General features: G+C 43.4%; 16 protein-coding genes. 13 read left to right on the forward strand and 3 right to left on the reverse strand.

The genetic code is table 11. The features are described from left to right. Window positions 1-157: 157 nt before the first annotated feature. From CWC03_RS10415 to CWC03_RS10435, 5 genes are all read left to right on the forward strand, one after another. Window positions 158-370, forward strand: coding sequence for a heavy-metal-associated domain-containing protein (locus CWC03_RS10415; protein WP_102058457.1), 213 nt, complete (start codon window positions 158-160; stop codon window positions 368-370). 233 nt (window positions 371-603) lie between these two features. Then, window positions 604-1629: a DUF4150 domain-containing protein gene (locus CWC03_RS10420; RefSeq protein ID WP_130165881.1), complete on the forward strand. Its 1026-nt coding sequence runs from the start codon at window positions 604-606 to the stop codon at window positions 1627-1629. Then, window positions 1626-5531, forward strand: a complete 3906-nt coding sequence (locus CWC03_RS10425; RefSeq protein WP_138581869.1) for a hypothetical protein — start codon at window positions 1626-1628, stop codon at window positions 5529-5531. Before CWC03_RS10420 ends, CWC03_RS10425 begins: the two co-directional genes overlap by 4 nt. Window positions 5532-5544: 13 nt before the next feature. Beyond that, window positions 5545-6489, forward strand: a complete 945-nt coding sequence (locus CWC03_RS10430; protein WP_138581870.1) for a hypothetical protein — start codon at window positions 5545-5547, stop codon at window positions 6487-6489. Between the two features lie 33 nt (window positions 6490-6522). After that, window positions 6523-7125 (forward strand): hypothetical protein, encoded by a 603-nt coding sequence (locus CWC03_RS10435; RefSeq protein ID WP_138581871.1) that lies wholly within the window; start codon window positions 6523-6525, stop codon window positions 7123-7125. Window positions 7126-7201: 76 nt separating this feature from the next. Here the strand turns inward: CWC03_RS10435 and CWC03_RS10440 are convergent, their stop codons facing one another. The 3 genes from CWC03_RS10440 to CWC03_RS10450 form a co-directional block, all read right to left on the reverse strand. After that, a complete protein-coding gene (locus tag CWC03_RS10440) occupies window positions 7202-8614 on the reverse strand; it encodes a hypothetical protein (protein WP_138581872.1) in 1413 nt (470 codons plus the stop codon). A 139-nt stretch (window positions 8615-8753) separates the two neighbouring features. Continuing rightward, a complete protein-coding gene (locus CWC03_RS10445) occupies window positions 8754-10013 on the reverse strand; it encodes a metallophosphoesterase (RefSeq protein WP_138581873.1) in 1260 nt (419 codons plus the stop codon). A 147-nt stretch (window positions 10014-10160) separates the two neighbouring features. Further along, window positions 10161-12950, reverse strand: coding sequence for a TonB-dependent receptor (locus CWC03_RS10450; protein ID WP_138581874.1), 2790 nt, complete (start codon window positions 12948-12950; stop codon window positions 10161-10163). Window positions 12951-13299: 349 nt separating this feature from the next. On the opposite strand from CWC03_RS10450, the gene CWC03_RS10455 reads away from it, so the two are divergent. The 8 genes from CWC03_RS10455 (at window position 13300) to CWC03_RS10490 (ending at window position 21262) form a co-directional block, all read left to right on the forward strand. Continuing rightward, window positions 13300-14208, forward strand: a complete 909-nt coding sequence (locus tag CWC03_RS10455; protein ID WP_138581875.1) for a GGDEF domain-containing protein — start codon at window positions 13300-13302, stop codon at window positions 14206-14208. Continuing rightward, window positions 14208-15200, forward strand: coding sequence for a helix-turn-helix domain-containing protein (locus CWC03_RS10460; RefSeq protein ID WP_138581876.1), 993 nt, complete (start codon window positions 14208-14210; stop codon window positions 15198-15200). The genes CWC03_RS10455 and CWC03_RS10460 overlap by 1 nt, the downstream gene beginning before the upstream one ends. Before the next feature lie 131 nt (window positions 15201-15331). Next, a complete protein-coding gene (gene bufA2, locus CWC03_RS10465; protein ID WP_138581877.1) occupies window positions 15332-15781 on the forward strand; it encodes a BufA2 family periplasmic bufferin-type metallophore in 450 nt (149 codons plus the stop codon). A gap of 85 nt (window positions 15782-15866) precedes the next feature. Further along, the gene (gene bufB, locus CWC03_RS10470; RefSeq protein WP_138581878.1) at window positions 15867-16697 is read left to right on the forward strand and encodes an MNIO family bufferin maturase; all 831 of its coding nucleotides are present in this window, start codon (window positions 15867-15869) and stop codon (window positions 16695-16697) included. Continuing rightward, window positions 16690-17475: an HvfC/BufC N-terminal domain-containing protein gene (locus CWC03_RS10475; protein WP_138581879.1), complete on the forward strand. Its 786-nt coding sequence runs from the start codon at window positions 16690-16692 to the stop codon at window positions 17473-17475. Before bufB ends, CWC03_RS10475 begins: the two co-directional genes overlap by 8 nt. Window positions 17476-17504: 29 nt before the next feature. After that, window positions 17505-17930 carry a hypothetical protein gene (locus CWC03_RS10480; RefSeq protein WP_249314001.1) on the forward strand — a complete coding sequence of 142 codons (426 nt, stop codon included), beginning with the start codon at window positions 17505-17507 and terminating at the stop codon, window positions 17928-17930. 529 nt (window positions 17931-18459) lie between these two features. Then, window positions 18460-20325: a S8 family serine peptidase gene (locus CWC03_RS10485; RefSeq protein WP_138581880.1), complete on the forward strand. Its 1866-nt coding sequence runs from the start codon at window positions 18460-18462 to the stop codon at window positions 20323-20325. 94 nt (window positions 20326-20419) lie between these two features. Next, on the forward strand, window positions 20420-21262 hold the full coding sequence (locus tag CWC03_RS10490) for a helix-turn-helix transcriptional regulator (RefSeq protein WP_138581881.1): 843 nt from the start codon (window positions 20420-20422) through the stop codon (window positions 21260-21262). Window positions 21263-21281: the final 19 nt, after the last annotated feature.

Raw genomic sequence — 21281 nt, forward strand, 5'->3', positions numbered from 1 at the left:
GTTAATTCTCATTGTTGGACACTAACCCTTACCCTCATGGTAAGGTCAAATAAAATTGTTCATTCATCTAACAGAAGCTTATTGTTAAATAGTAGTTGACCTTACCATCAAGGGAAGCTTCACAGTGCAAGCACTTTAATCCACAAAGGAAATAATGATGTTAAGACTAAGAGTAGAAAAAATGGTCTGTGGTCACTGTGTAAAAGCAATCACAGAAGCAATGCAAGCGGCTGATAGCCAAGCGCAAGTGAATGTCCGCCTAGACGATAAAATCGTTGAAATTTCAAGCACCAAAGGAGAAGACGAGGTTATCGCTATTATTCGTAATGCAGGCTATAACGCAGAACTCATCAACGAAAGCTTTGCCTAACTCCCAGAACTTATCAATCCAAGTCGACCCAAACCACTTTGCATTAGTAAGGTGGTTTATCCACTCACTTCCACCTTCATTGCCACTCGCACCTGTTTTATACAGCTCACGTTAATAAACGCTCACAATAATTCACACTTTGACAAAGCGCAGACAATGCGGAACAATTACGCCATTTGTATTAGGTAAAATCAATACAACTGCGACTAAAGGAATAATTTAAGGACAACACAATGAGCTTTATCGGCGCCGGTGCAGGCAGCGAAGCCCAGAGCGTGCAATACAATGTCGACGCGCAAACTGCCAAATTACGAACCTCAGGTTCAGCTTCTTGGCGACACAACAATCCAGCCTTACTGCCATTGAATATTAGTGCAAAGCGAAATCAAGCGCTGGGACAAGCCTACCGTATTGCGATATTTCCCGACCGTGCTGCGGGAGAGCAAGCCTTTTTAGAGGAAATCGAAAGAGCCAAATACGGCGATTTTACCTTAGGCCAAATGGTCAATGCGTTTATTCCTGACTACATCATCGACCCACCACAATGGGATGAACAAAACCAAACGGCTGTTCTACCCCATATTGAGCCAATAACGGGAATGGATGTTAATCTGCCTATTAGCGATCCACAAGCATTCTTAGATTTGGTAACCCTTAAACTGGGTTGGCAAGTAGGAACTGAGAGTGATGTTGCCAGAGATTTTGAAGCCGAAGCCAGACAAGCAGCTATCGTTTCAAATACCAATGTTCTCATTAACGGTAGAACCGCTGTGCATAGTGGCAGCGGCGGTGTGTTAAGCACAGTAGACGTATGTTTGACTAAGATAGGCAAAGTGGTTGTGCCTATTCCTTATGGCAACATCGCCCGCTCATCAGACGCCGCAAGCGTTGCCAGCTCAGTAAAAATTCAAGGTAACGGTGCAGCCAATATCAAGTCTAACTTTTCAAAAAGTACGGGAGACCAGCCCGGTAATAAAAAAGGTATCGCTAGTCGAACATTGGGTAAAAAAGCAGAGTTTCTGCAAGGCAGCTTTGATGTTTACATCGAGGGAAAACCGGCGGTTAGACAGGGAGATTTAATGGTATCTAATAATAAAAATACGCCCCCCGCACCATTAAACCAACCCGGTGGTGCCACTCCTGCAGGCCTTGATGTAGTAATTGGCGCAGAACCACTAAGCCAAGACGGTACGAATAAGATCAATATAAAAGTGTCGGGCAGTAGCAAACCTAGCGATGAAGAGGTGAAGATAGGATGAGCCACACTTTACCAACCAAAACCAATGCTAACGGTAATTTTAGAGAACTTGTTTTTGAGGGCTACGCAAGCGACAAAGAGGTGGTGTCTTTGATGCTCAAAGACACCTCGGTTGATGGCACGAAAGAAGGCTATTATAAGGTCCCCCTTTACACTTCAAACACGGTAGATCAACAAAGCAGCGATGCCGACATTGAGCTGGTTCACATTTATCCATTTTTATACGACACGCCAGAACAACAACTACAATCGGCCTCTCCGGTAACCAGCGGATTTATCTATATTTATGTCGATGGCTATTTATGGCGTGAACTACAAGTTATCGAGCCTGAAGACTTTGACGCTCCGGCGCTATTCTCAGATGTGAATTTGTATTGGCAAAAAGGTTTTTTAAGTTGGAAAAAGTCGGCCAATAAGCCTAACTCACGACCGCAAGGCACACGTGCAGCAACCTGTAAGCCAACCAGCAGCATTCTCGTCCCGCATAAACTAAATGGAAACGAAGTAAGCGTAGAAATCGCATGGTCTGAAGTACAGTGGTCATGGGAGCAGATCTTGTTGTTTGGCGGGTTTAATGAGCAGGATCCGCGTTTAAATACCGGCACGCCACTCGCTGACGAAGAAAGACATTGCCCTGCCCCAGAAGGTGCAGCAGCGCTCAGAGCACAGCGCATGACTAAGTTGGATAACTTAGGGCAGTTTGCCACAGGCTATAACGACCAAGGCAAAGTAGTTAACACCCCGACACTTCATCAAAAACTGCACCTTCCAGAGCGCGATAAAATCGCCCAAGTGCCGATTTTTGACGGGATCCATGTGGCTCGATATTTCATCTCACAAATTCAAGATCTCACCACGGATATTCAGCATTTACTCAACAAATTATCAGGGTTAGATAGTGCAACCGGTGAAATTGATCTGCAACAACAAGCTAAGTATGAACTCGCCAGCTTTATGGTGCAGGTTTTTTACCATCAAGCCGATTCGATTTTAGATAAAGACATTGAAATTCAAGGCAGTGGAGAGACTCTTGTAGAATCTGATGAAGATGCGGTCGACTTTGCCAATAAATTAAAGGACTGGCGCACTTCTCATTTAGAGGAAGATAAGTTCTTTAAGTTTTTGGAAGAAAAGGCCTTCCAAAAACTTGCTCGTCGCATTGCAGAAATCTCTGACGAGCTAGTCGAGTTCTTAAATCAAGAATCTCTTAGTGCAGGTTTTACTGAGTGCTTTAAAGACTATGCCTACCAATCAGATCTGAGGTTCTTTGAAGCATACGACTTAGTCACCGATGTATTTCTCGCGTTAAAGCCTCACCCAGCCGCACCGCTTGCACACCTTAATACAGACAAAGAGTTTTGGCATGAGTTAAGTTCAGGCTATCAGGGGCAAGATTTTATCCTGCAATGTCTGGGTCAACACCCGACAAAACCAGCTAAGCAAATCACCCAATTTTTGTTTCCAAAGCCCACAGGCGACAAACTACACGACTACGAAAAGGCGGAATATGATCGCTTTGCATTGCCTTTAACTAGCGCCAAAATACAAAAGATCCATGCTCAAGAAGCCATTTTGCCACAAGAAGAGAGTGAGCAAATGGGGCGCCGCCTCTCCCAAGTGATTATGGGTTTAGCAGGCAGTTTATTCGAAATTCCAGAGGCCGCTTATAACCTCTCTACACATCCGGGTACGCTTGGGGAACAAAAGGCCCAAACTCGAGAGGCAATGGATGCAACACAACATGAGATAGCGCAGTCAGAACAAGCCCTTATCAACGCTGAAAGAGAAAAAGCAAAAGCATTTAAAGAGTTACAAGAAAAGCGTGCTGAATATGAGTATAAGAAGAGTGTGCTTGAAAACTTAACAGAGCAAGAACATGGAATGAGCAGAGCGCAGCTTGATCAACAATTAGAACTGGAACGTGCGCGTCTACGAGAGTTAGAGGCTAAATTTGCTAAAGCAAAAGTTGCCGTCAGTCGTTCTAGAAAACAGGTCAACTCTTTTGTGAAGGTAAACAATGCTTGGAAGAAGTATCCGTTTGCAAAACTCATTGATGCAAAAGCAGATGTGCTGCAACCTTTGATGCGCTTGGTCGATATCTCAGCACCTGGGTACTTAGTTGAAGTGGAAATGAGAGTACAAGATTACCTCAACGGGAACTTTCCTGAAGGGTATATGCCACTTGATCCTCAGTCTCGAAAATTGGCTGCAGAAAAGCAAATTAAAGAACTCAACCAAATTATTCGCGGTAGTAATAAACGCAAAATAGACGTTGGATATAGAGGCTCTAAGCTCAAACTATCGTTAGAAGACGTACTAAATTTAAACAAACGACTTGAATTTCTAACCCAGTCTCTCAATCAAGCGGAAACCATCACAACGATAGAAAGCAAAAACAAAACCATCGCATACTTGATAAAAATTACTGGTGCTGATGTATCAGCCAAGTCAGCAGAATCAACAGCCCAAGCAATATATGATACGGCGGTAGAAGAAGCAAAACAGTATACAACAGAGCTAAATAATCAACATGCAACACTTAAAAAGTTGTCTGATAGGCTCGCAAACTTACAAAAATGGCAAAATGCGGCTGTTACGGAGTCTGTATCTGGGCAGTCGTTAAAGGGAGGAATGGCGGGTATACTCGGTATTGTATATATCTTTGAAGTCGCTAACTTTCGACAAGCTTTTTTGAATTTTGAATTCTCACAAAGAAAATTTGCTGATATTACTGGTGCAATTTTCGACTTAGCGGCTATTCATTTCTCTGCTCTCTCTATGGTCACAGAGATGAAAGTTGGGTTACCTAGCCTACGCCAATATCAAGAATTTCAACAGTACAAAATGGCGAAAGGAAATCTCAGCGCCATTCGTAAATTTGGCCCTGAGTTTGCGAAAAAAGCAAACATCATTACATGGACAGCTAGATTAAACCTCCTAGCATCTGCATATAGTGCCGGATTGTCAGGCTTTGATGCCTATTACGCGTTTAAGCGTGGCGACTCTGGTGGTGCTGCTGGCCTTAGTATTGCAACTGTAGGCTTTGTCGCGCTAGCGGTTGAAACCGCGCCAACCATACTTGCCACGATCACCAGAGGCGTTATTTTAAACCCCATGAGTAAACTGGGCTATGTAGGACTCATTCTAGTATTACTTGGATATGGTATTTATTATCTATTACGCGATGAACCACTAGAAGCTTGGATTAAAGCGTGCCCTTGGGGCAGTGACGCATATGGTGGTGGCGAGCGTGATTGGTTTGGTGATAACCCCTATTACTGCTGGAAGACAAACCCTGAATATGCACTTCATAGCCTCTATGATCAGTTATTTTCTCCAAAAATATTTAGTGACGTATCTGTTGTACAATTACACACTCCCTCTCGGATATATGACAAGGTAACCTCCAAAGGCAAGTTCCAAGTTGCAAAGTTTAATGTGCAAATTCCAGGTCATATTCCAGAATCAGAGCTTGGTTACTTAGACATTCAGCTAGACATTCGCCCACTATTAGCTGGAAAACCTTGGAGCTCGTTAATTGCTGTTGCACCCACGGGGCAAGCTCAAACAGCATTGGATTACTTTTGGCAAAATACCAATATCATCGTTAATCCTAATTTAACGGGTTTCATTATTGAATTTGAAGAAAGTGCACTTTATCCCTATTTTGATAAATTCAATCATTCTAAAATTCAAATCAGAATGCGGTGTCGAAAATATCCTAGAGGCAAAGGAGCAACAATATACTCAGGCTCATCTCAAGAGTTAAGGTTACCTGCGTCAGAAAGAGACGAAGAAGGAAAAATAGAAAAGCCAGATCTTTGGGCTGAGCAAGTCATTAACGTCGAAATCGAAGATTATGGCATGAGCCCTGCTGGCGTGTTGCAGCGACTCCTAAATTAACTGAAGGCTACCAATGAGAGACAAGTTAAAATCCAATCAATCAGTTCTTGCTTTTATAGTAATTTTGGTAAAAAAAATTGTTGAAAAGGTGATGGAAACTGAGGGTAAAAAGGAAACGCAAACGTTAACTCCTTCGGCACCTGTAGATAAGGTAGTGCATGATCGGCCAATAGTAGAAACACCGCTGCTAAAAATAGAGGACTCGACACCACGAGACTTTAACATTAGCAAAGGGATGCTGAAAGTGAGCCCTACCGTATCTTCTCACGCTCAACCAGTCCAACAAAATAACCTCTTTTCTTCTGATAGGCGAGTAGCGCTTGGTGGTGCTGACTTTTCACGGACTGGTAAATTAGCAAACATTGTATTTGCCTATATGGCATCCATCATCGCGCTACTTTCAATTATTTTTTATTTCGGTAGTGGTGATAGTTTGTATTTATGGCTCACCACGGGACTACTAGCATTTGCTTTGCCCCTGTTTGTCTATGTTTACCGTGTTAAACACTATACTTCTGAAGTGCTACGGGTAGACTTCTTCCGAAATACTGGCCTTGTCACTTTTCCCATTGGCAATAACGAAGGGAGCTTCTCGTTAACACTTGATGAAGTTGAACTGTATATTGTAAAGGTCTCCTCGGGTAAAGGTGTGAGGCATAATCTCGCGTTTTTAGCCCCACAGCGATACCCAAAAACACTTAAGCGCCAGACACTTTATTCAACCGATTGGGAGCCAAAGGATATGGACAGCAGCGTGCAGTTGTGGAGTGAAATCCACCGTTTTATGGATACCACTCAGCCCATACCAAGTTCGTTTTATAAAGGTTGGCAAGAAACGATAGAAAGCCCCTATCTTGACCACCAAGACCATATTCAAATATTAGGTGAAGATTTAGTAAATCAAGCCCCCTTTTATGACCTAAAAAATAACCGCCCACTAGATAAAGAGTTTTGGTAATACTCGAATTAATCTCTATGACATGGAGTTTTTGTGACAATAAAAAAGTTAATTAAGAAATGCGTTGAGCATATTCTAGATGAAGGAACGCCCACTCGTGCAATCAGTGATGTGAGTGTGCAAAATCAACAACCCAAATATGGTCAAGCTTATCAACAACAGTCGCAACAAGTAATACGGAATGGTCAGCAAGTCACGATGACAAGATCTCAAGTTTCAACAAAGCGAGAGCCCAACCCAGTCGCTGAATTTTTGATTAAAACCATTGTTATTTTGATAGGCATCTTTGCAGTTGGTGCTTTATGTTTCGATGCATATTATTTAAATAAACGAGGCGACAATGCAGCAGTCGGCTTAATGATGGCAGCCGTTGGTGTGATGTATGGGTATCACTTTATTATGGCAAAGCTTAGCGATTACACTCAGCTTGTAAAGACATCCCGTTTTGTAGGATGGGGCTTAAATGTAGCAGGTACGTTTTATAGCCTGTTTATCTTTGCTGATTTGCTGTCTGACTTTCGCGGGCACTCAGAGGATCAAGTAGCCCTTATCATGGCGTTCATCAATATCGTTTTTATAGGACTTTTGTTCTTTCTAATGCATAAGATAACGCAACCCATAAAGCAAATTGATTAAACTCCTTGAAATAGTAAGCCACCGCAAAAATCGGTGGCTTACTATTATGAGCCTGAGCGCATTCAGGAAACCTGATTTACTGACTCTTTTGCATTAACTTTAAATAGTTGTTGTAAATATGGCTTACTTGCATCGTTGATTTACCTGCACTTATACCATGGCAACTAAAGCAGTTAGACGACTTAATTTGTGGCTCACTGCCTGTTACATCACTATCGATGGAAGTTTGGGTATAAGTTTCCATAGTAATATTGGCAACCGCCAATGAGCCGCGTAACGCCTCGTTGGCTCCCTTACCCACAATATCGCCACTAATGCCATTTGCAAAATCGTAATCTTGCGTGCTCAGCCAGATTGATCCGGCGTAAAAGTAGTTACTCCAAACGGGATTCTTTTGTTCCAGTTTTACATTCACTAAGCTATTTAGTTCAGTAATATTATTGAAGTTAGTTTCATCTTGAGCTTGTTGTGCCTGACTCCCCACCAGCTCAGGGTTATTACCCGCTATATATGGATTGCCGTTTGGCACGCCGTATTGATATAACCGAAACGTGTTGGTCGTAGTTTCAGAAGCTGGATACGTTAAATGTGCATTTTGCACTTCTGTTCCGCCCCGATAAAATAGCAGATCGTGACTATTACTCACTACTTTATCTTGCTGTAAGTAAGCCGTGCTTTTCTTAAACTTTCCCTCAGAGCTGTAGTAATCTGGTGCACTCAATTTATGCTCGAACGTCGCCCAAATAAACTCTGGGTGATTTTCAACCACACCGACAACATGCATGCCAACGAGCGCTACTTCTCCCGTACCGCTATATTTATTGTCTTTTTGGTAAACCGCTTTTCGAATATAAAAATGCTCAGCTAAATCAAGCTTTGGATAGACTTGCTGCAGCGCCTTGACATCCATCCAAGCAACCTTTAACTCAACCGACCCCACAGCAAATTCAGCTTTGCTATCTGCTATAGGGTGAGATATTGCTGACTTCATATAAGTATCGTTAACGTGGATCGAATAATGTACGGGCGTCCCACCAAACTTGCTGTAAATAACACCACCTGATCCTGCTTGATTTATATCTTCCAAGATCAACACATTTGCGGGGCGAAGTCCGGTTGGATTTAATAAATCATTCCAAGGAGCAAAATAAGGTTTGAGCGCATTATCAACCTGCCAAAACCCAGAGCCAAACATCAACAAGCCGCCAGGAGCACGCTTGTCAGGCTGCGTTAAATAGAGAAACTTATTCCACGACCACTGATGAAAATCGCAGTTTGTCGAGAGATCTTTACCATCTTTAAATGCAAACGGACTATTTGCACCTTCAGGAGGGTTTGGCACTGGGCTGCCAAACCAATCGTTATTCGGTTTACAAGAAGTATCGTTCGAGTAAGCAAGCGCACTTGGCGCAGCCAGTGCACTTGTAGCAAGCAATAATGACATTCCAAGTAGTTGGAGTGTAGTGCGTGTAATTGATGACGGTAGCATGATGCTTTCCTTAAGATGTAAAACTCCTGTTAAATCTAGTTCATCAAAACAGAAGTTATCAATTACACAGCATTACATTCAATCTGTATTTCACCCTTTTTAATTGCTTAAAACCGCATGTTTATCGCCTGCTGATCCGTTACTCACTGCGGTGAGCGAAGCTAAAGCTTTGCTCTGGCACCAGCTGACCGCTTAAATCATTTGGTGTTGAGTAAAACGACACATTGAGCATGTCTTTTTGGTTGTCTAATTCGATATGCGCAAAACCCCAAGTAAAAGCTTTATTCCAGACTAGATCGTACTCTGGGTAACGCTTTTCTTGATAGTTAGCAAGCGGTGTATGCGTGCCGCGCATTTTTGATGCGGCGCCACTGATAATAAGTGGTAACTTAGGCTTTGTGTTTCCGGGAAGTACACGCGAGCAGTCGTCCGTTAACAGTTCCAGATCATGCTCATGGCCTGCAATATATGCATCTGCGTACTCACATAGTTCGGGTAAGATTAAGCGGCGTAATACATGTGCTTCGTCATATTTAGTGCCACCAATCGACCAAAGTACATGGTGTCCATATACAATTTTCCATTTTGCGGTTGAGTTTTTAAGCCCATTTGCAAGCCAAGCTAATTGCCTGTGATCTTCCCCATCGACAGGTTGCTCGTGCTTTTCAATGTCTTCAACTTCGGCTTGACCACTAGCCAGTGCACTTGCCAATCCCTGTTCACTACCATCCGGTTTTAGTGGAATTTCGTAATAATGCTGACCTGAGAGCAACATATTGGTATCGAGCACAAAAAACTCGACGTCATTCCCTTTTTCACCAAAGGTGTAGCTGTAATAACCTTTGCCATCCATATGAAAATTAGCTTGCTTAGCCATCCACTCGGTCTGTAATTTAACGCCGCGACGAGACGTCTTCCAATCGTGGTTGCCTAATGCTGAGTACACGACCAACTCTGGGTTTTGAATAAGGAGCGGCTTTAGCGGCCCTAAAATCAAGTCATCCATACGCTTTTGGTCGTCCTTGCCATCGTTAGCCGCCGCTCCATCAGGATAGATATTATCACCAAGCTGAATAGCAAAGTCGCATGGCTTTTTCTCACACAAAGAGGCCATTGCCTGTCCAACCACCAACGCACCGGTTTCCTCCGTTGCGGTTTCGGTTCCCGGATAAACATAGATAGGCGCATGGTTGAACTCTTCGAGCGGGCGATGCTCTTCTAACCAATCCGCCTTTTCAGCAGCAATAAACTCAGCCTTATTTTTAGGTGATTTAATGTGCTTTGTTTTAGGGTAATCTGGGTGGTAGCCGCCATCACCAAAGGCCAGAAAGTTAATATTTTCCGCGGCCTGCGCTGCGCCACTAAGCGCGAATAGTAAAGCTACTGATGTTATTTTCATTGTTACTGACACAATGTTACCACTGCATCCTCCTGCATATAAATAAGATGGGTGTCCTGCTAATGCCCTTCTGCTAATGCCCTTCTGTTAATACCAAAGCTCGATACGATGGGTGCTTTTACAAGGACACCCACCTTTATTTCTTTCTTAGAAAGACGTTACCGTTACTCCAAGCTCAAATGAACGGCCATAGGTTTCGTATTGGTAGTTGTAACGAGTGTCGCCTTGATAAATACTCATCGGCTCGTCGGTTAAATTGATCGCGTTGAAATAAAGCTGAGTTTGCTCGGTATAAAAGTACTTCATGCTAAAATCGAGTTGCAGATGGTCGTCTTGGAAAACGCGCTGCTTGTTCTCTTCAAACAAAAAGCTTTTACTCTTGTACGATGCACTTAACCTTGCGCTTATTTGGCTATTTTCATAACCAAACATTAGATTGCCCACGGTGTCGGATTGGTTTGGTAGATTGTCATCTGCGTCAATAAATGTACCATTAGCTAAGAACATCAAACCGTTTTGAAAGTTCTTCGTGTACGCAAGCTCCACCCCTGTCAGTTCAGCGGCGCCGCCATTAACGCTTTGAATAACTTCTTTATAACCTTGCCACTGACCGTTATCTTGCACCTCGGCTTTGGCAATAAAATTATCGATGTTTTTGTGAAAAACACCCGCAGATAACACGCCAATCGCGCCGGGGTAATATTCTACCGAAACGTCATAGTTTGTTGACTTGTATGGGTCTAAGTCTGGGTTTCCGACTTCGGCTTTACGCTCAATTTCAATTTCGCCATCATCTTCTGTGGTCTCTGTTTCTATGATTTGAAATGCTGCTGCATCTTCAAAGCTTGGACGCGCAAGAGTTTGTGTATAGGCAAAACGGGTGATCAGCTTGTCGCTGATTTCATAGCGTAATGTTAAGTTTGGTAATAAATGGTCGTAGCTATCTTCAACTTGCCATTGGTTGATCTCGACGCGTTCAACGTCATTCACTTCATCATTAATGAGTTCAACACGATTACCACTCGTTGCATAATCTGTGTCTTCGTATCTAAAACCTGCAATAACATTGAGTTTATCAATGTTGACCGTCAGCATGGCATAGAGTGCGGTGACGGTTTCTTCACTGGTATATGAGCGACCTTGTGTTTCAATGTCAGTTTCAAGCGAGTTTAGCTCAAGGGCACTGCGATTACCGTAAAAGTAGTCGCGGATCTGGCCGCGACTTAAACCCGGACCAAAGGCCCCAAGATCATACTCAGGTTCATTGGCGGCAAAGTCTTTCGCCGTTAGGTCATCAAAGCCGCCGTCATATAGCTTGGCGTCAACGTGGTTAAACTTTTCACGGTCGGCATATTTACCACCAAATTTAATTTGCGCATTGTGACCAAGTAAAGTGAAGTCTTTAGTTAAGTCCAGTCTAAAGCTGGTATTTTCATCTTCACTGAGGTTGTTCTCCCAGACAATTTCATCGATTTCAAAATTGCTAAGCTGCTGAGAAGCTTCATCCGCTGCAAGCGTGGGAGTCTTACCATCCAGTACATACCCTAGCGCAAAGTCTTCTCCAGCAAATGAGGTATCCAAGCGATTTGGCTCGCTTTCATCTGATTTCGAGTAGCCAATGCTGTATTCAATAAACCAATTCTGCACTAAGTTTTCACCGCCCAAAACCACAGATAAAATGCTTTGCTCTTCATATCTGTCTTTGGTATCTCTATCCATTTCTGCACCTGAGAAATAGGCCGCATTTTGGCTTAGCTCATCGGCAAATACATCGCCTTTGTCAAACTTGTACTCATTGCGTTGACGAAACTCATCGTCAGAAAACTTGCTGTAGAGCGTGCGTAAGTAGTATTTGTTAAACCCTTTGTGATGCACATCAAGATTCAGTGCCGCCCCTAAACGCTCTCGCGTAATATGATAGTGGCGCTGCTCCATTTCCTCAGCACCAAAGAAGCTCACTTCTTCTCCTGAGTTCACATCGTCCATTTCTAGTTCCATCCAGCCGCCGTCGGTTTCCATATTATGAGAACCAAACTCACGCTCAAACCAAGATACCGCCGTTGCAACCCCAACTTCCACCTCTTTGCCTGCGGCATAAATATCGGTGAAGCTAAACGACGCTTTTGGGCTAGTTTCGCTCACCTGTTCATTGTGTGATGCTTGTAACGTTACGCTGTAGCTCTGCCCTTCTCGGTCAAAAGCACTGAGGCTTTTTACTTCGATGCTACCGCCCACCGCCGATGCATCCATATCCGGTGTGACCGTTTTGCTCACCTCTAGGCTTTGCACCAATTCACTTGGGATGACATCCATCGCCACCGAGCGCACGCCCGCTTCAGGAGAAGGCACGTTGGCTCCATTGATGGTCACGTTATTGAGATTTGGGTCGATCCCACGAATTGCCACAAAACGGCCTTCACCTTGATCTCGTTGAATGGAAAGTCCAGGCAAACGTTGCAGTGCTTCTGCTGCGTTTTGATCCGGCAATTGACCGATGGAATCCGCGCTGACGATCGACTTAAGTGCAAGAGCATTTTTTTGTCGGTTTAGTGCTCCTGCTTGTCCGGCTCTTTGCCCCACAACAATAATATCGTCCATTTGGCCCGATTGAGAACCAAGCTGTACTTGAACATTAGTGACTTGGTTATCAGTAATCGTGATGCTTTTAGTCACTGTTTCAGCCCCAAGATAACTTATCTCAAGCGTATAATTACCCGCAGGGAGATTGGTTGCGGTAAAGCGGCCATCGCGCTCAGAGATAAGGGTTCGGTCTAATTCTTTGATCACCACTTTTGCCCCTTGAAAGTGGCTCTTTTGCGATACGGAGCTAACTTGCCCTGTTAGGGTGTTAGCATTTGCAGCTGAGCTTAACGTCAGTCCAGCACAGATCATCGCAACGGCAGAAAGCGTAAAGCTTGTCGGTAGGTTTTTTTTCATTATTTGCTCGCACATGTTGAGTAGAATTTTAGCGCCCCGCTAAAACGTCGCGGCTACCCTAATGCGAAAACGTGACGCTTTTATTTCACTTGAGTGCGCTGCAGCCTATAACAGGGCGTTTATGACGACCGAACGTGTGAATTTGAGCCGATATGACCCCCAGCCCTTAGGATTTTGGCAACGATGTTTAACCTGAGCTATGTATATCAATCGGTTTGCTAGCTGCTGTTATGCAAAAATGTTGCGGTTTTTGTCATAAAAACATCGCCTTTACTGAGCTAAATTGACCCTATAAGCACCAAGCGCAAATTTTTACTATATCGCTCTACATTTTGACTAGACAATAAACATGAAACTTCAGCCTTTTTTACTTCATCAATCGCGGTGGTTGCTACTAGTGCTACTCACACTAGTTGCCATTACCATCACGGCCTATACCTCAGTACTGCGACCGCTGTCGGACGTCAATTGGCTCGATAGCCTTGGTGAAGGTGGCCTCACGCTGATGACATTGATTTGGATTGCGGTGACCTTGCTCACTCGACCAAAAGGACTCGTCACTAACCTACTGTTTGCAGGGTTGAGTGCCATGTATGTTTCAATGTTGTGGGATTTTTTAGATGAGATGGTGGTGTTCACGCCCCATTATTTAACCAGCTTTGAAGCGATCCCTGCTTGCTTTGGCATGGTACTGATGAGTATTTCAGCCTATTACTGGTACAAAGAACAAAGCATATTCAATCAAACCCTGATGAAAAAAGAGCGTTTTTATCGTGACCACAGCATGACCGACTTTGTCACCGGCCTCTACAGCGTAGAGTATATGCAAAATCAAGTTCGCCACGAACAATCTCGCCTTGCCAATGGCAATAGCCCATTTTGCTTAACGCTATTCGATATATGTGATTTTGCCGCTTATTCTCGCCAGCATGGTATGCAAAAAAGTAATCAGTTACTGCGCGATATTGCCGATATGCTCTCTCTGAGCATGCGTGAGAGTGATCTGCTATGCCGTTTTGCGGCAGATAAGTTTGTGGTCGTTCACCCACAAACCAACCATGTTCAAGCCCAAGCTTTTGCTAACCGTGCGGCAGAATTTATCGCCCGCCATGCCAACTATGATGACGGTAAAAACCAGCCGCAATATAGTGCAGTGAGATGGAGTTGTATCGAAGTTGATGACAAACACTGCGAATTTGAATCTCTGATAGCAGCGCTTGTGAACGAGCTGAATCAGGCCAAGGAAGCCGCGGCTTAATGTCCTATTTTGAGTGCCAAACAAAACAACTTGCGAGTCGCTATTTTGCACTCCCCTTAGTGGAGCTGGCTTCTCAACGCGGTGTACATGCAGACATCATTTTGAAAGGCAGTAAGTTGTTTTATACCGATCTGCACGCTAACCCAACCTTCATTAGTTATGAGCAGTTTGAAACAATAGTAAGCAACCTTATCAGTCAGGCGAGCTGTCAGGAAGTCAGTTTTATTTACGGCCAATACCTACTTAATACGCTAATCAGTCACCATGCCGAGCTGCTATTTAATTGCCACAATATACAGCAATTACTCAAAGTACTTCTGCTTAAAGGTTTGGATATATTGCCTTTTTACCACGTTAGAAAACTCCAGACAGAAACAAGCTGCCATTTACTGTTTTCACCCGCCATTGCAGAAGGTAAGCCTGCGGTCACGCGATTTTTATGCGAAGCAATGGCAAGCCTTTGTTGTGGCTATCTTAAGTGGCGCAGCCCAGAAACTACCTTGACATTGCAGTTTCCGTATACAAAGCCAAAACAAGTCGCGCAATACTTAAGCCATATACACCTAACTTATAGCTTTGATCACAGTGATTTTGCCGTTGTAATGAGTAACCAAGCTTTAGCTCAGCAGCAAATTGGCACTTTTCCTTATTTAGTGGCTCGGCAGTTAAAAATCTTGCCCTCACCACAGCGTGGATTTCTCGCCCAGCTACACCGCTTACAATTAAAATATCCTAAATATCATAGTGAGCAAATCGCCGAAATGATGGGCATGAGCGCTGCAACTTTTAAACGCAAACTCAAGCTACATCAGACTACTTTTATTAACGAAAAAGACAGACTGCATCGTCAACAAGCCATGTTTTACGTGACCGAGCAAGGCTATTCCAATGAACAAATTGCAACCGCTTTACAGTTTAGCGACATCACTAATTTTCGCCGTGCATTTAAGCGCTGGACGGGATTAACGCCTTCTTATTTTCGTAAAATTTAACTTTATCCCCCATTTTTTCTTCTACACTGAAATGGATCTTGCGGTTACTAGGTCTTTTATAACGTGACTGCGTTTCGATAATCCTAGGCCGAAGCTAAGCACGTTAATTGATAACAAAGAGGATTAAAAACATGAAAGCATTAACGGGCGCTGCAATGGCGATGATGGTTGCGGGTTTAGTGGGTTGTAATAGCACAGAGAACAATTCCACGAGTGCACAAGCTGCGGCAGCTGAAACAGATTTAGTGCATTGTTATGATGTCAATGTTTGTGGTGGGCATAATGATTGTAAAACAGCGAGTAATGCCTGCTCAGGACAAGCTTCTTGCAAAGGCACCGGCTTTGTTGCGATGCCGAGTAAAGCATGTAGTGATGTCGGTGGCAATCAAAAAGACGCTTGGGTTGGCAGTGTCGCAAAGGCCGACCTTGTGCACTGTCACGATGTCAACGTTTGCGGAGGCCATAACGATTGTAAAACCGCAAGTAATGCTTGTGCGGGACACGCTTCTTGCAAAGGGACTGGATTTGTCAGCATGCCAGCAAAAGCTTGTGCTGATATTGGCGGCAAAGTGAAAAGCTAATAAGCGTTAACCTCGGCGCGTGTTTATCTATCAAGGTTCTGATTGCAATAGATAAACGCGCACTATGCATTAAAAGAGCGCAATTATGTCAGTACCCTTTTTGGGCTTTGGTCTTGGCCTACGCACGTGTTATTTTGACTCTATTATCGATACTCGACCACAAGTGGACTGGTTTGAGATTATCTCTGAGAATTACTTTGTCGACGGCGGCAAGCCTTGGTATTACCTCTCACAGATTAAAGAGCACTACCCCATTGTGATGCACGGAGTATCGATGTCGATAGGCAGTACTTCGCCCCTAGATATGAATTACCTTGCCCAACTTAAACGCACCATCGCACGGGTTGAACCCGAATGGGTGTCAGATCACCTCTGCTTTAGCAGCTTAGGCGAATTTAATAGCCATGATTTATTGCCACTTCCCTACACTGAAGAAGCGCTGGTACATCTCACCGCAAGAATCAATCAAGTACAAGATTACCTTGAGCGTCCAATGATCTTCGAAAATGTCTCAAGTTATTTAAACTACAAACAATCTGAGCTGACAGAATGGGCGTTTTTGAGCGAATTACACCAGCGTACGGGATGTCAGTTATTGCTCGACATCAACAATGTATATGTAAGCTCGCGCAATCATCAATTTGACCCAATGACTTACCTAAACGCCATACCAACACAAGCGGTTGCTCAAATCCACTTGGCTGGCCATAGTGATTTTGGGACGCATATTGTTGATACGCATGACCAACCTATTTGCGAAGAGGTATGGAGTTTGTATCGACAATACACTCAAAACAGATCCCCTATTAACACCATGATTGAGCGTGATGATAACTTTCCTGAACTCGCGGGATTATTACAAGAGCTGAACTTGGCCAAAGGAATAGCCCCTTGCAGTTGGAGAACAGATGGCTGATCTCGTCGCGCTGCAACACGCCTTTATTGCGATGCTAAAAGGCGATGACAGCCAATTAATGGCTGAAATTGAATATCAAAGCGGCCTAAATGTCGCACAACGCGCACAAATATACACTAATGCTTACCACATCAGATTAAAAAAAGTGCTAGAACAAGATCATGAAATGCTTGGCTTTTATTTAGGTGATGCACTGTTTGATGAGATGTTTTCGGGCTATCTAGAGCACTTTCCTTCGCGTTCGACTTCACTGCGCCAGTTTGGCGATGCGCTTCCTGAATATTTAAGTCAATTTGAGCCATTTAAACGCTACCCTATTCTCACTGAAATTGCACAATTTGAGCGTACATTACTCAGCGCTTTTGACGCAGAAGATGCACCTCAATTGGGACTTGTGCACCTACAAAAAATTGCAGCTGCACAATTTCCAAACTTGCAATTTACCTTACACCCCAGCGTTCACTTATTGCGATTTACACATAATGCGGTCGACAGCTGGCAAGCGTTAAAGAACAGTACACCAGTCCCTGAAGTGTCGACAAAGCCAAACTACTGGATACTCGCCAGAGAGCGCGATATGCGCACTGGCTATCATTCGTTAACGGAAGCCGAATTTAGTTGTCTACAAAGTATGAACAATGCACTGCCGTTTAGCTTTGTCTGTGAATACGCGGCCGAGCAAAGTGATGATCTAGCACAAGGCACGGCTATGGTGATGCAGTTGCTACAAAAAGGGCTTAACTTGGGATGGTTTAGTGGCTTTAAAGTTGCCATATAACCAAGATATTCAACAAATCGGCGCAGAAAATGAAGATCAAAGAAAAGTTAAAGCTGTATCAGTTAAGTTTAATAGTAAGCATGGCTTTCGCCTTGGTTGGCTTTTCTTACAATATCTGGCGCTTAGAAGAGACTGAGCGAAACAATAACATCCGTACCGCTTGCTTCGAAATGCTCAAAGAGCTCGCCGAGCTCGAGCAGCTGATTTATCTTTCTCATTACGATAAAGACATAATCAATGGTAATCCGCGCAAAGGGTGGATTAAAGTCGGTTTGCTCAATGACTTTAGCTACCTGACTAATGACGCTATAAAACTAGAAGCATCCACGCTGAGTAAGACATGGAGTGAAAACTGGCAATCAATTCAGACAGAGCCTCAATCAGTAACATTGTTAGTCCAAAACATTGACGAAGTGAGAGGAGAAATCAAAATACTGTTGAGCGATTTAGACTAGCGCCGCGCTCTACTCGCCCTAATACCTTCTCTAGAGGGGAGCTTATCTGCCTCTATATTTGCTCGAACCACCTCTTCATAGGATGAGTCACAACACAACCTGAAATGTAAAGATAAATTAACAAAATTCATATTCATCATGCTTGTTTGAATTTTTCATGCCTATTTATTTCACCTTTTTCGCAGTCTTACCCTCTTTCCAAAATAGAAATTAACCACCTGTATTTATTGATAATATGCAAAGAAAGAAATGAATCTCTCATTTAATTTAGAAGCTAATCTATGCAGTAAGAAATGCATTGTAAATTTTTTTTGTATTTTTTGTTTATTTTTTAAGCTTTACTTCTATCCTAGTGTAACCAGTCGAAATTATGTGCAATTTTTATTTAGCTGGCGTTGTTCATTAACTCAAAACAAACGCAACCAAGCGTTGAACTTTGGTGAATAACGCGTCTACAGCAGCTGGATAAGTTCATAACCTTGAGATTGGTAAACACAATTAAACAAAACAACATGCAAGGAACAACAAAATGCGTAAATTAAGTGCTATTAGTTTTGCAGTGTTAGCGGGTTTGACTTCAGTCAACGCACAAGCCGCTAAAATACTTAGCGTAGAGTCAAACAAAGCAATCGATGATCAGTATATTGTGGTGTTCACAACACCTTCTGTTTTAAATGTCAAAGACAGTAAAGCGGTTGCAGCCTTCGCTAATAAGCAAGCTAAAGCGTTACAGAATAAACATAACGTAAGCATTACAAAAGAGTTTGGTGGCGTGCTAAACGGTGTGGTGATTAATGCATCAGCAAAGCAACTAAAAGGTTTGCTTAATAACCCAAATATTGACTATATCGAACAAGACCAAGTGGTTACAGTGACCCCAGCCATCACAGCAAGCGGCGACCAAGCTAGTCCAACTTGGGGTCTAGATCGCGTAGATCAACGTAATCTGCCGCTAAACTCAAACTACCATTATGATTTTGATGGTACTGGCGTAACGGCCTACGTTATCGATACAGGTGTTCGCATTAGTCACAATGAATTTGGTAACCGTGCATCACATGGTTATGACTTTGTTGATAATGACAATGATGCAACAGACTGTAACGGTCATGGTACCCATGTTGCTGGCACAATTGGTGGCGGTGAATATGGGGTAGCGAAAAACGTCAATATCGTTGGCGTAAGAGTATTGGGTTGTAACGGCTCGGGTTCATATTCAGGCGTTATCTCTGGTATCGATTGGGTTAAAAACAATGCATCAGGCCCATCCGTTGCTAACATGAGTTTGGGTGGTGGTGTTTCTCAAGCGGTTGATGACGCAGTAAATAACGCAGTTGCCTCAGGCGTTAGCTTTGTTGTTGCGGCGGGTAATGACAATAGCAATGCCTGTAATTACTCACCTGCACGAGCGGCCAATGCAATCACTGTGGGTTCAACCACAAGCAGCGATGCCCGTTCTAGTTTCTCAAACTATGGTAACTGTCTAGACATTTATGCACCAGGTTCAAGTATTACTTCTGCTTGGTATAACTCAGATACATCAACCAATACCATCAGCGGTACTTCGATGGCCGCACCGCACGTTGCGGGTGCTGTTGCGCTATATTTGGATGAAAACCCAAGTCTAAGTCCGTCACAAATTGATAGCTTGCTGAGCCAACGCTCATCAAAAGGTAAAGTATCTAACCCACAAAGTGGTTCGCCTAACGAGCTACTTTATACGCTAGCTGATGGTACAGATCCGGACCCAGATCCTGATCCAATCACAGAGCTAGTTAATGGCCAAGGCGTTAGTGCATCTGGTGCATCTGGTCAGCAAACCTTCTATAAGTTGGTTGTTCCAGCAGGCGCAAGCGCACTGAACTTCTCACTTGCTGGTGGTACTGGCGATGCCGATCTATATGTACAGCAAGGCACACAACCAACGCTGAATAGTTACGCTTGTCGTCCCTATCTGAATGGTAACAATGAATCATGCGATTTCACTAATCCGACTGCTGGTGATTGGTACGTGATGCTAAATGGTTACGCTGCGTATGCAAATGCAACGCTCACTGGCACTTACTCATCTGATCCTGGTGGCTGTGGTAGCAACTGCTTAGAAAATGGCATTCCAGTAAGTGGTTTGGCTGGTGCATCTGGCCAAGAGTTGCTATACACCATTGACGTCCCGGCCAATGTAACATTAACAGTAGCAAGTTCTGGCGGCTCTGGCGATGCAGATTTGTATGTTCGTAAAGGTGCAGCGCCTACGACATCAACCTATGACTGTCGTCCGTTTTTAAATGGTAATAACGAGTCTTGTAGTTTAAGTTCAGGCCAAGGCGCAACCTATTACATCAAATTGCGTGGCTATTCTAGTTTCTCTGGCGTAACACTTGTTGCGAGCCACTAAACTAAATTAGTTACAAATAAATCTCATTTCGTTTGGGGTTTATTGAAAAAACAAGTACAGTGGTGGCTCGTTTGAGCCGCCATTTTTGTTCTTAATGAGTATTGTATTAGATCTTTACAGCCAATTATTACATCAAGGGTTTTATGACCATGTATCTGACGGTGAGCTACACAACGAAGTACCACTCATCTGTAGTAGCATCTCGCAAGTAAAACTCGATGGTATTATTTACCATCGCTCTGCGCAAACTGCGGCGATGATGCCTGAAAACTATGGTAGTTTAATCCTTATCACTGAAGGAAGTGGTTGGTGGTTGACTGAACAGTCTTTACAGCGTGCTGATCTAACGCAGCTAATCTATCTTGAAGCAAATCAAAGACATGTGTTTCACCTTCCTACACAATACCTCGCTGTTAGCTTCAACTTTCCAATCAATTGGCTAGCCTCTCGAACCGGCAAACGACTTCAGCATGGTCAAGCGCTGACCATTCCCTTTGGCCTAGCAACATTATTCAAAAGCGCCTTAACCGCCACAACGTTAAATTTAACAGCGGCAAAATGGCTAGAAGATGAAATTGTATTGCATCTAAGTGCTTGCCAGCCGACCCAATTACCAAGGTCGCCGTTAGCGGAGTTAAAACAGCTCATCTCTACACATGCAAATGATGAAGCATTTTGTATCGACATGCTATGTGACCATTCAGGCTGGTCAAAACGTTATATTCACAAACTATTTGCCGCATCTGATCTGAGTGCCAGTGAATATCTTATCCGCACTAGGCTCACTCATGCTTATTTTGAGTTACTTAATAGCTCTGCATCATTAAATCAAATCGCTATCAATAGCGGATTTAAAAATCAGGCGCACTTCAGCCGTCGTTTTAAGCAATTATTTTCTCTTTCACCCAAGCAAATTTCACAACGAGTGCACTCTTAGACAAAACTGAAGCGCGCAA

It is taken from the genome of Pseudoalteromonas sp. S2755 (genome assembly GCF_005886535.1).
GTDB lineage: Bacteria > Pseudomonadota > Gammaproteobacteria > Enterobacterales > Alteromonadaceae > Pseudoalteromonas.

Coding starts and splice junctions, on each gene's coding strand:
- CWC03_RS10425 (WP_138581869.1), top strand. CDS start 1,626: ATGAGCCACACTTTACCAACCAAAACCAATGCTAACGGTAATTTTAGA.
- CWC03_RS10430 (WP_138581870.1), top strand. CDS start 5,545: ATGAGAGACAAGTTAAAATCCAATCAATCAGTTCTTGCTTTTATAGTA.
- CWC03_RS10455 (WP_138581875.1), top strand. CDS start 13,300: ATGAAACTTCAGCCTTTTTTACTTCATCAATCGCGGTGGTTGCTACTA.
- CWC03_RS10445 (WP_138581873.1), bottom strand. CDS start 10,013: ATGAAAATAACATCAGTAGCTTTACTATTCGCGCTTAGTGGCGCAGCG.
- CWC03_RS10420 (WP_130165881.1), top strand. CDS start 604: ATGAGCTTTATCGGCGCCGGTGCAGGCAGCGAAGCCCAGAGCGTGCAA.
- bufA2 (WP_138581877.1), top strand. CDS start 15,332: ATGAAAGCATTAACGGGCGCTGCAATGGCGATGATGGTTGCGGGTTTA.
- CWC03_RS10480 (WP_249314001.1), top strand. CDS start 17,505: ATGAAGATCAAAGAAAAGTTAAAGCTGTATCAGTTAAGTTTAATAGTA.
- CWC03_RS10485 (WP_138581880.1), top strand. CDS start 18,460: ATGCGTAAATTAAGTGCTATTAGTTTTGCAGTGTTAGCGGGTTTGACT.
- CWC03_RS10475 (WP_138581879.1), top strand. CDS start 16,690: ATGGCTGATCTCGTCGCGCTGCAACACGCCTTTATTGCGATGCTAAAA.
- CWC03_RS10415 (WP_102058457.1), top strand. CDS start 158: ATGTTAAGACTAAGAGTAGAAAAAATGGTCTGTGGTCACTGTGTAAAA.
- CWC03_RS10490 (WP_138581881.1), top strand. CDS start 20,420: ATGAGTATTGTATTAGATCTTTACAGCCAATTATTACATCAAGGGTTT.
- CWC03_RS10450 (WP_138581874.1), bottom strand. CDS start 12,950: ATGAAAAAAAACCTACCGACAAGCTTTACGCTTTCTGCCGTTGCGATG.
- CWC03_RS10440 (WP_138581872.1), bottom strand. CDS start 8,614: ATGCTACCGTCATCAATTACACGCACTACACTCCAACTACTTGGAATG.
- bufB (WP_138581878.1), top strand. CDS start 15,867: ATGTCAGTACCCTTTTTGGGCTTTGGTCTTGGCCTACGCACGTGTTAT.
- CWC03_RS10460 (WP_138581876.1), top strand. CDS start 14,208: ATGTCCTATTTTGAGTGCCAAACAAAACAACTTGCGAGTCGCTATTTT.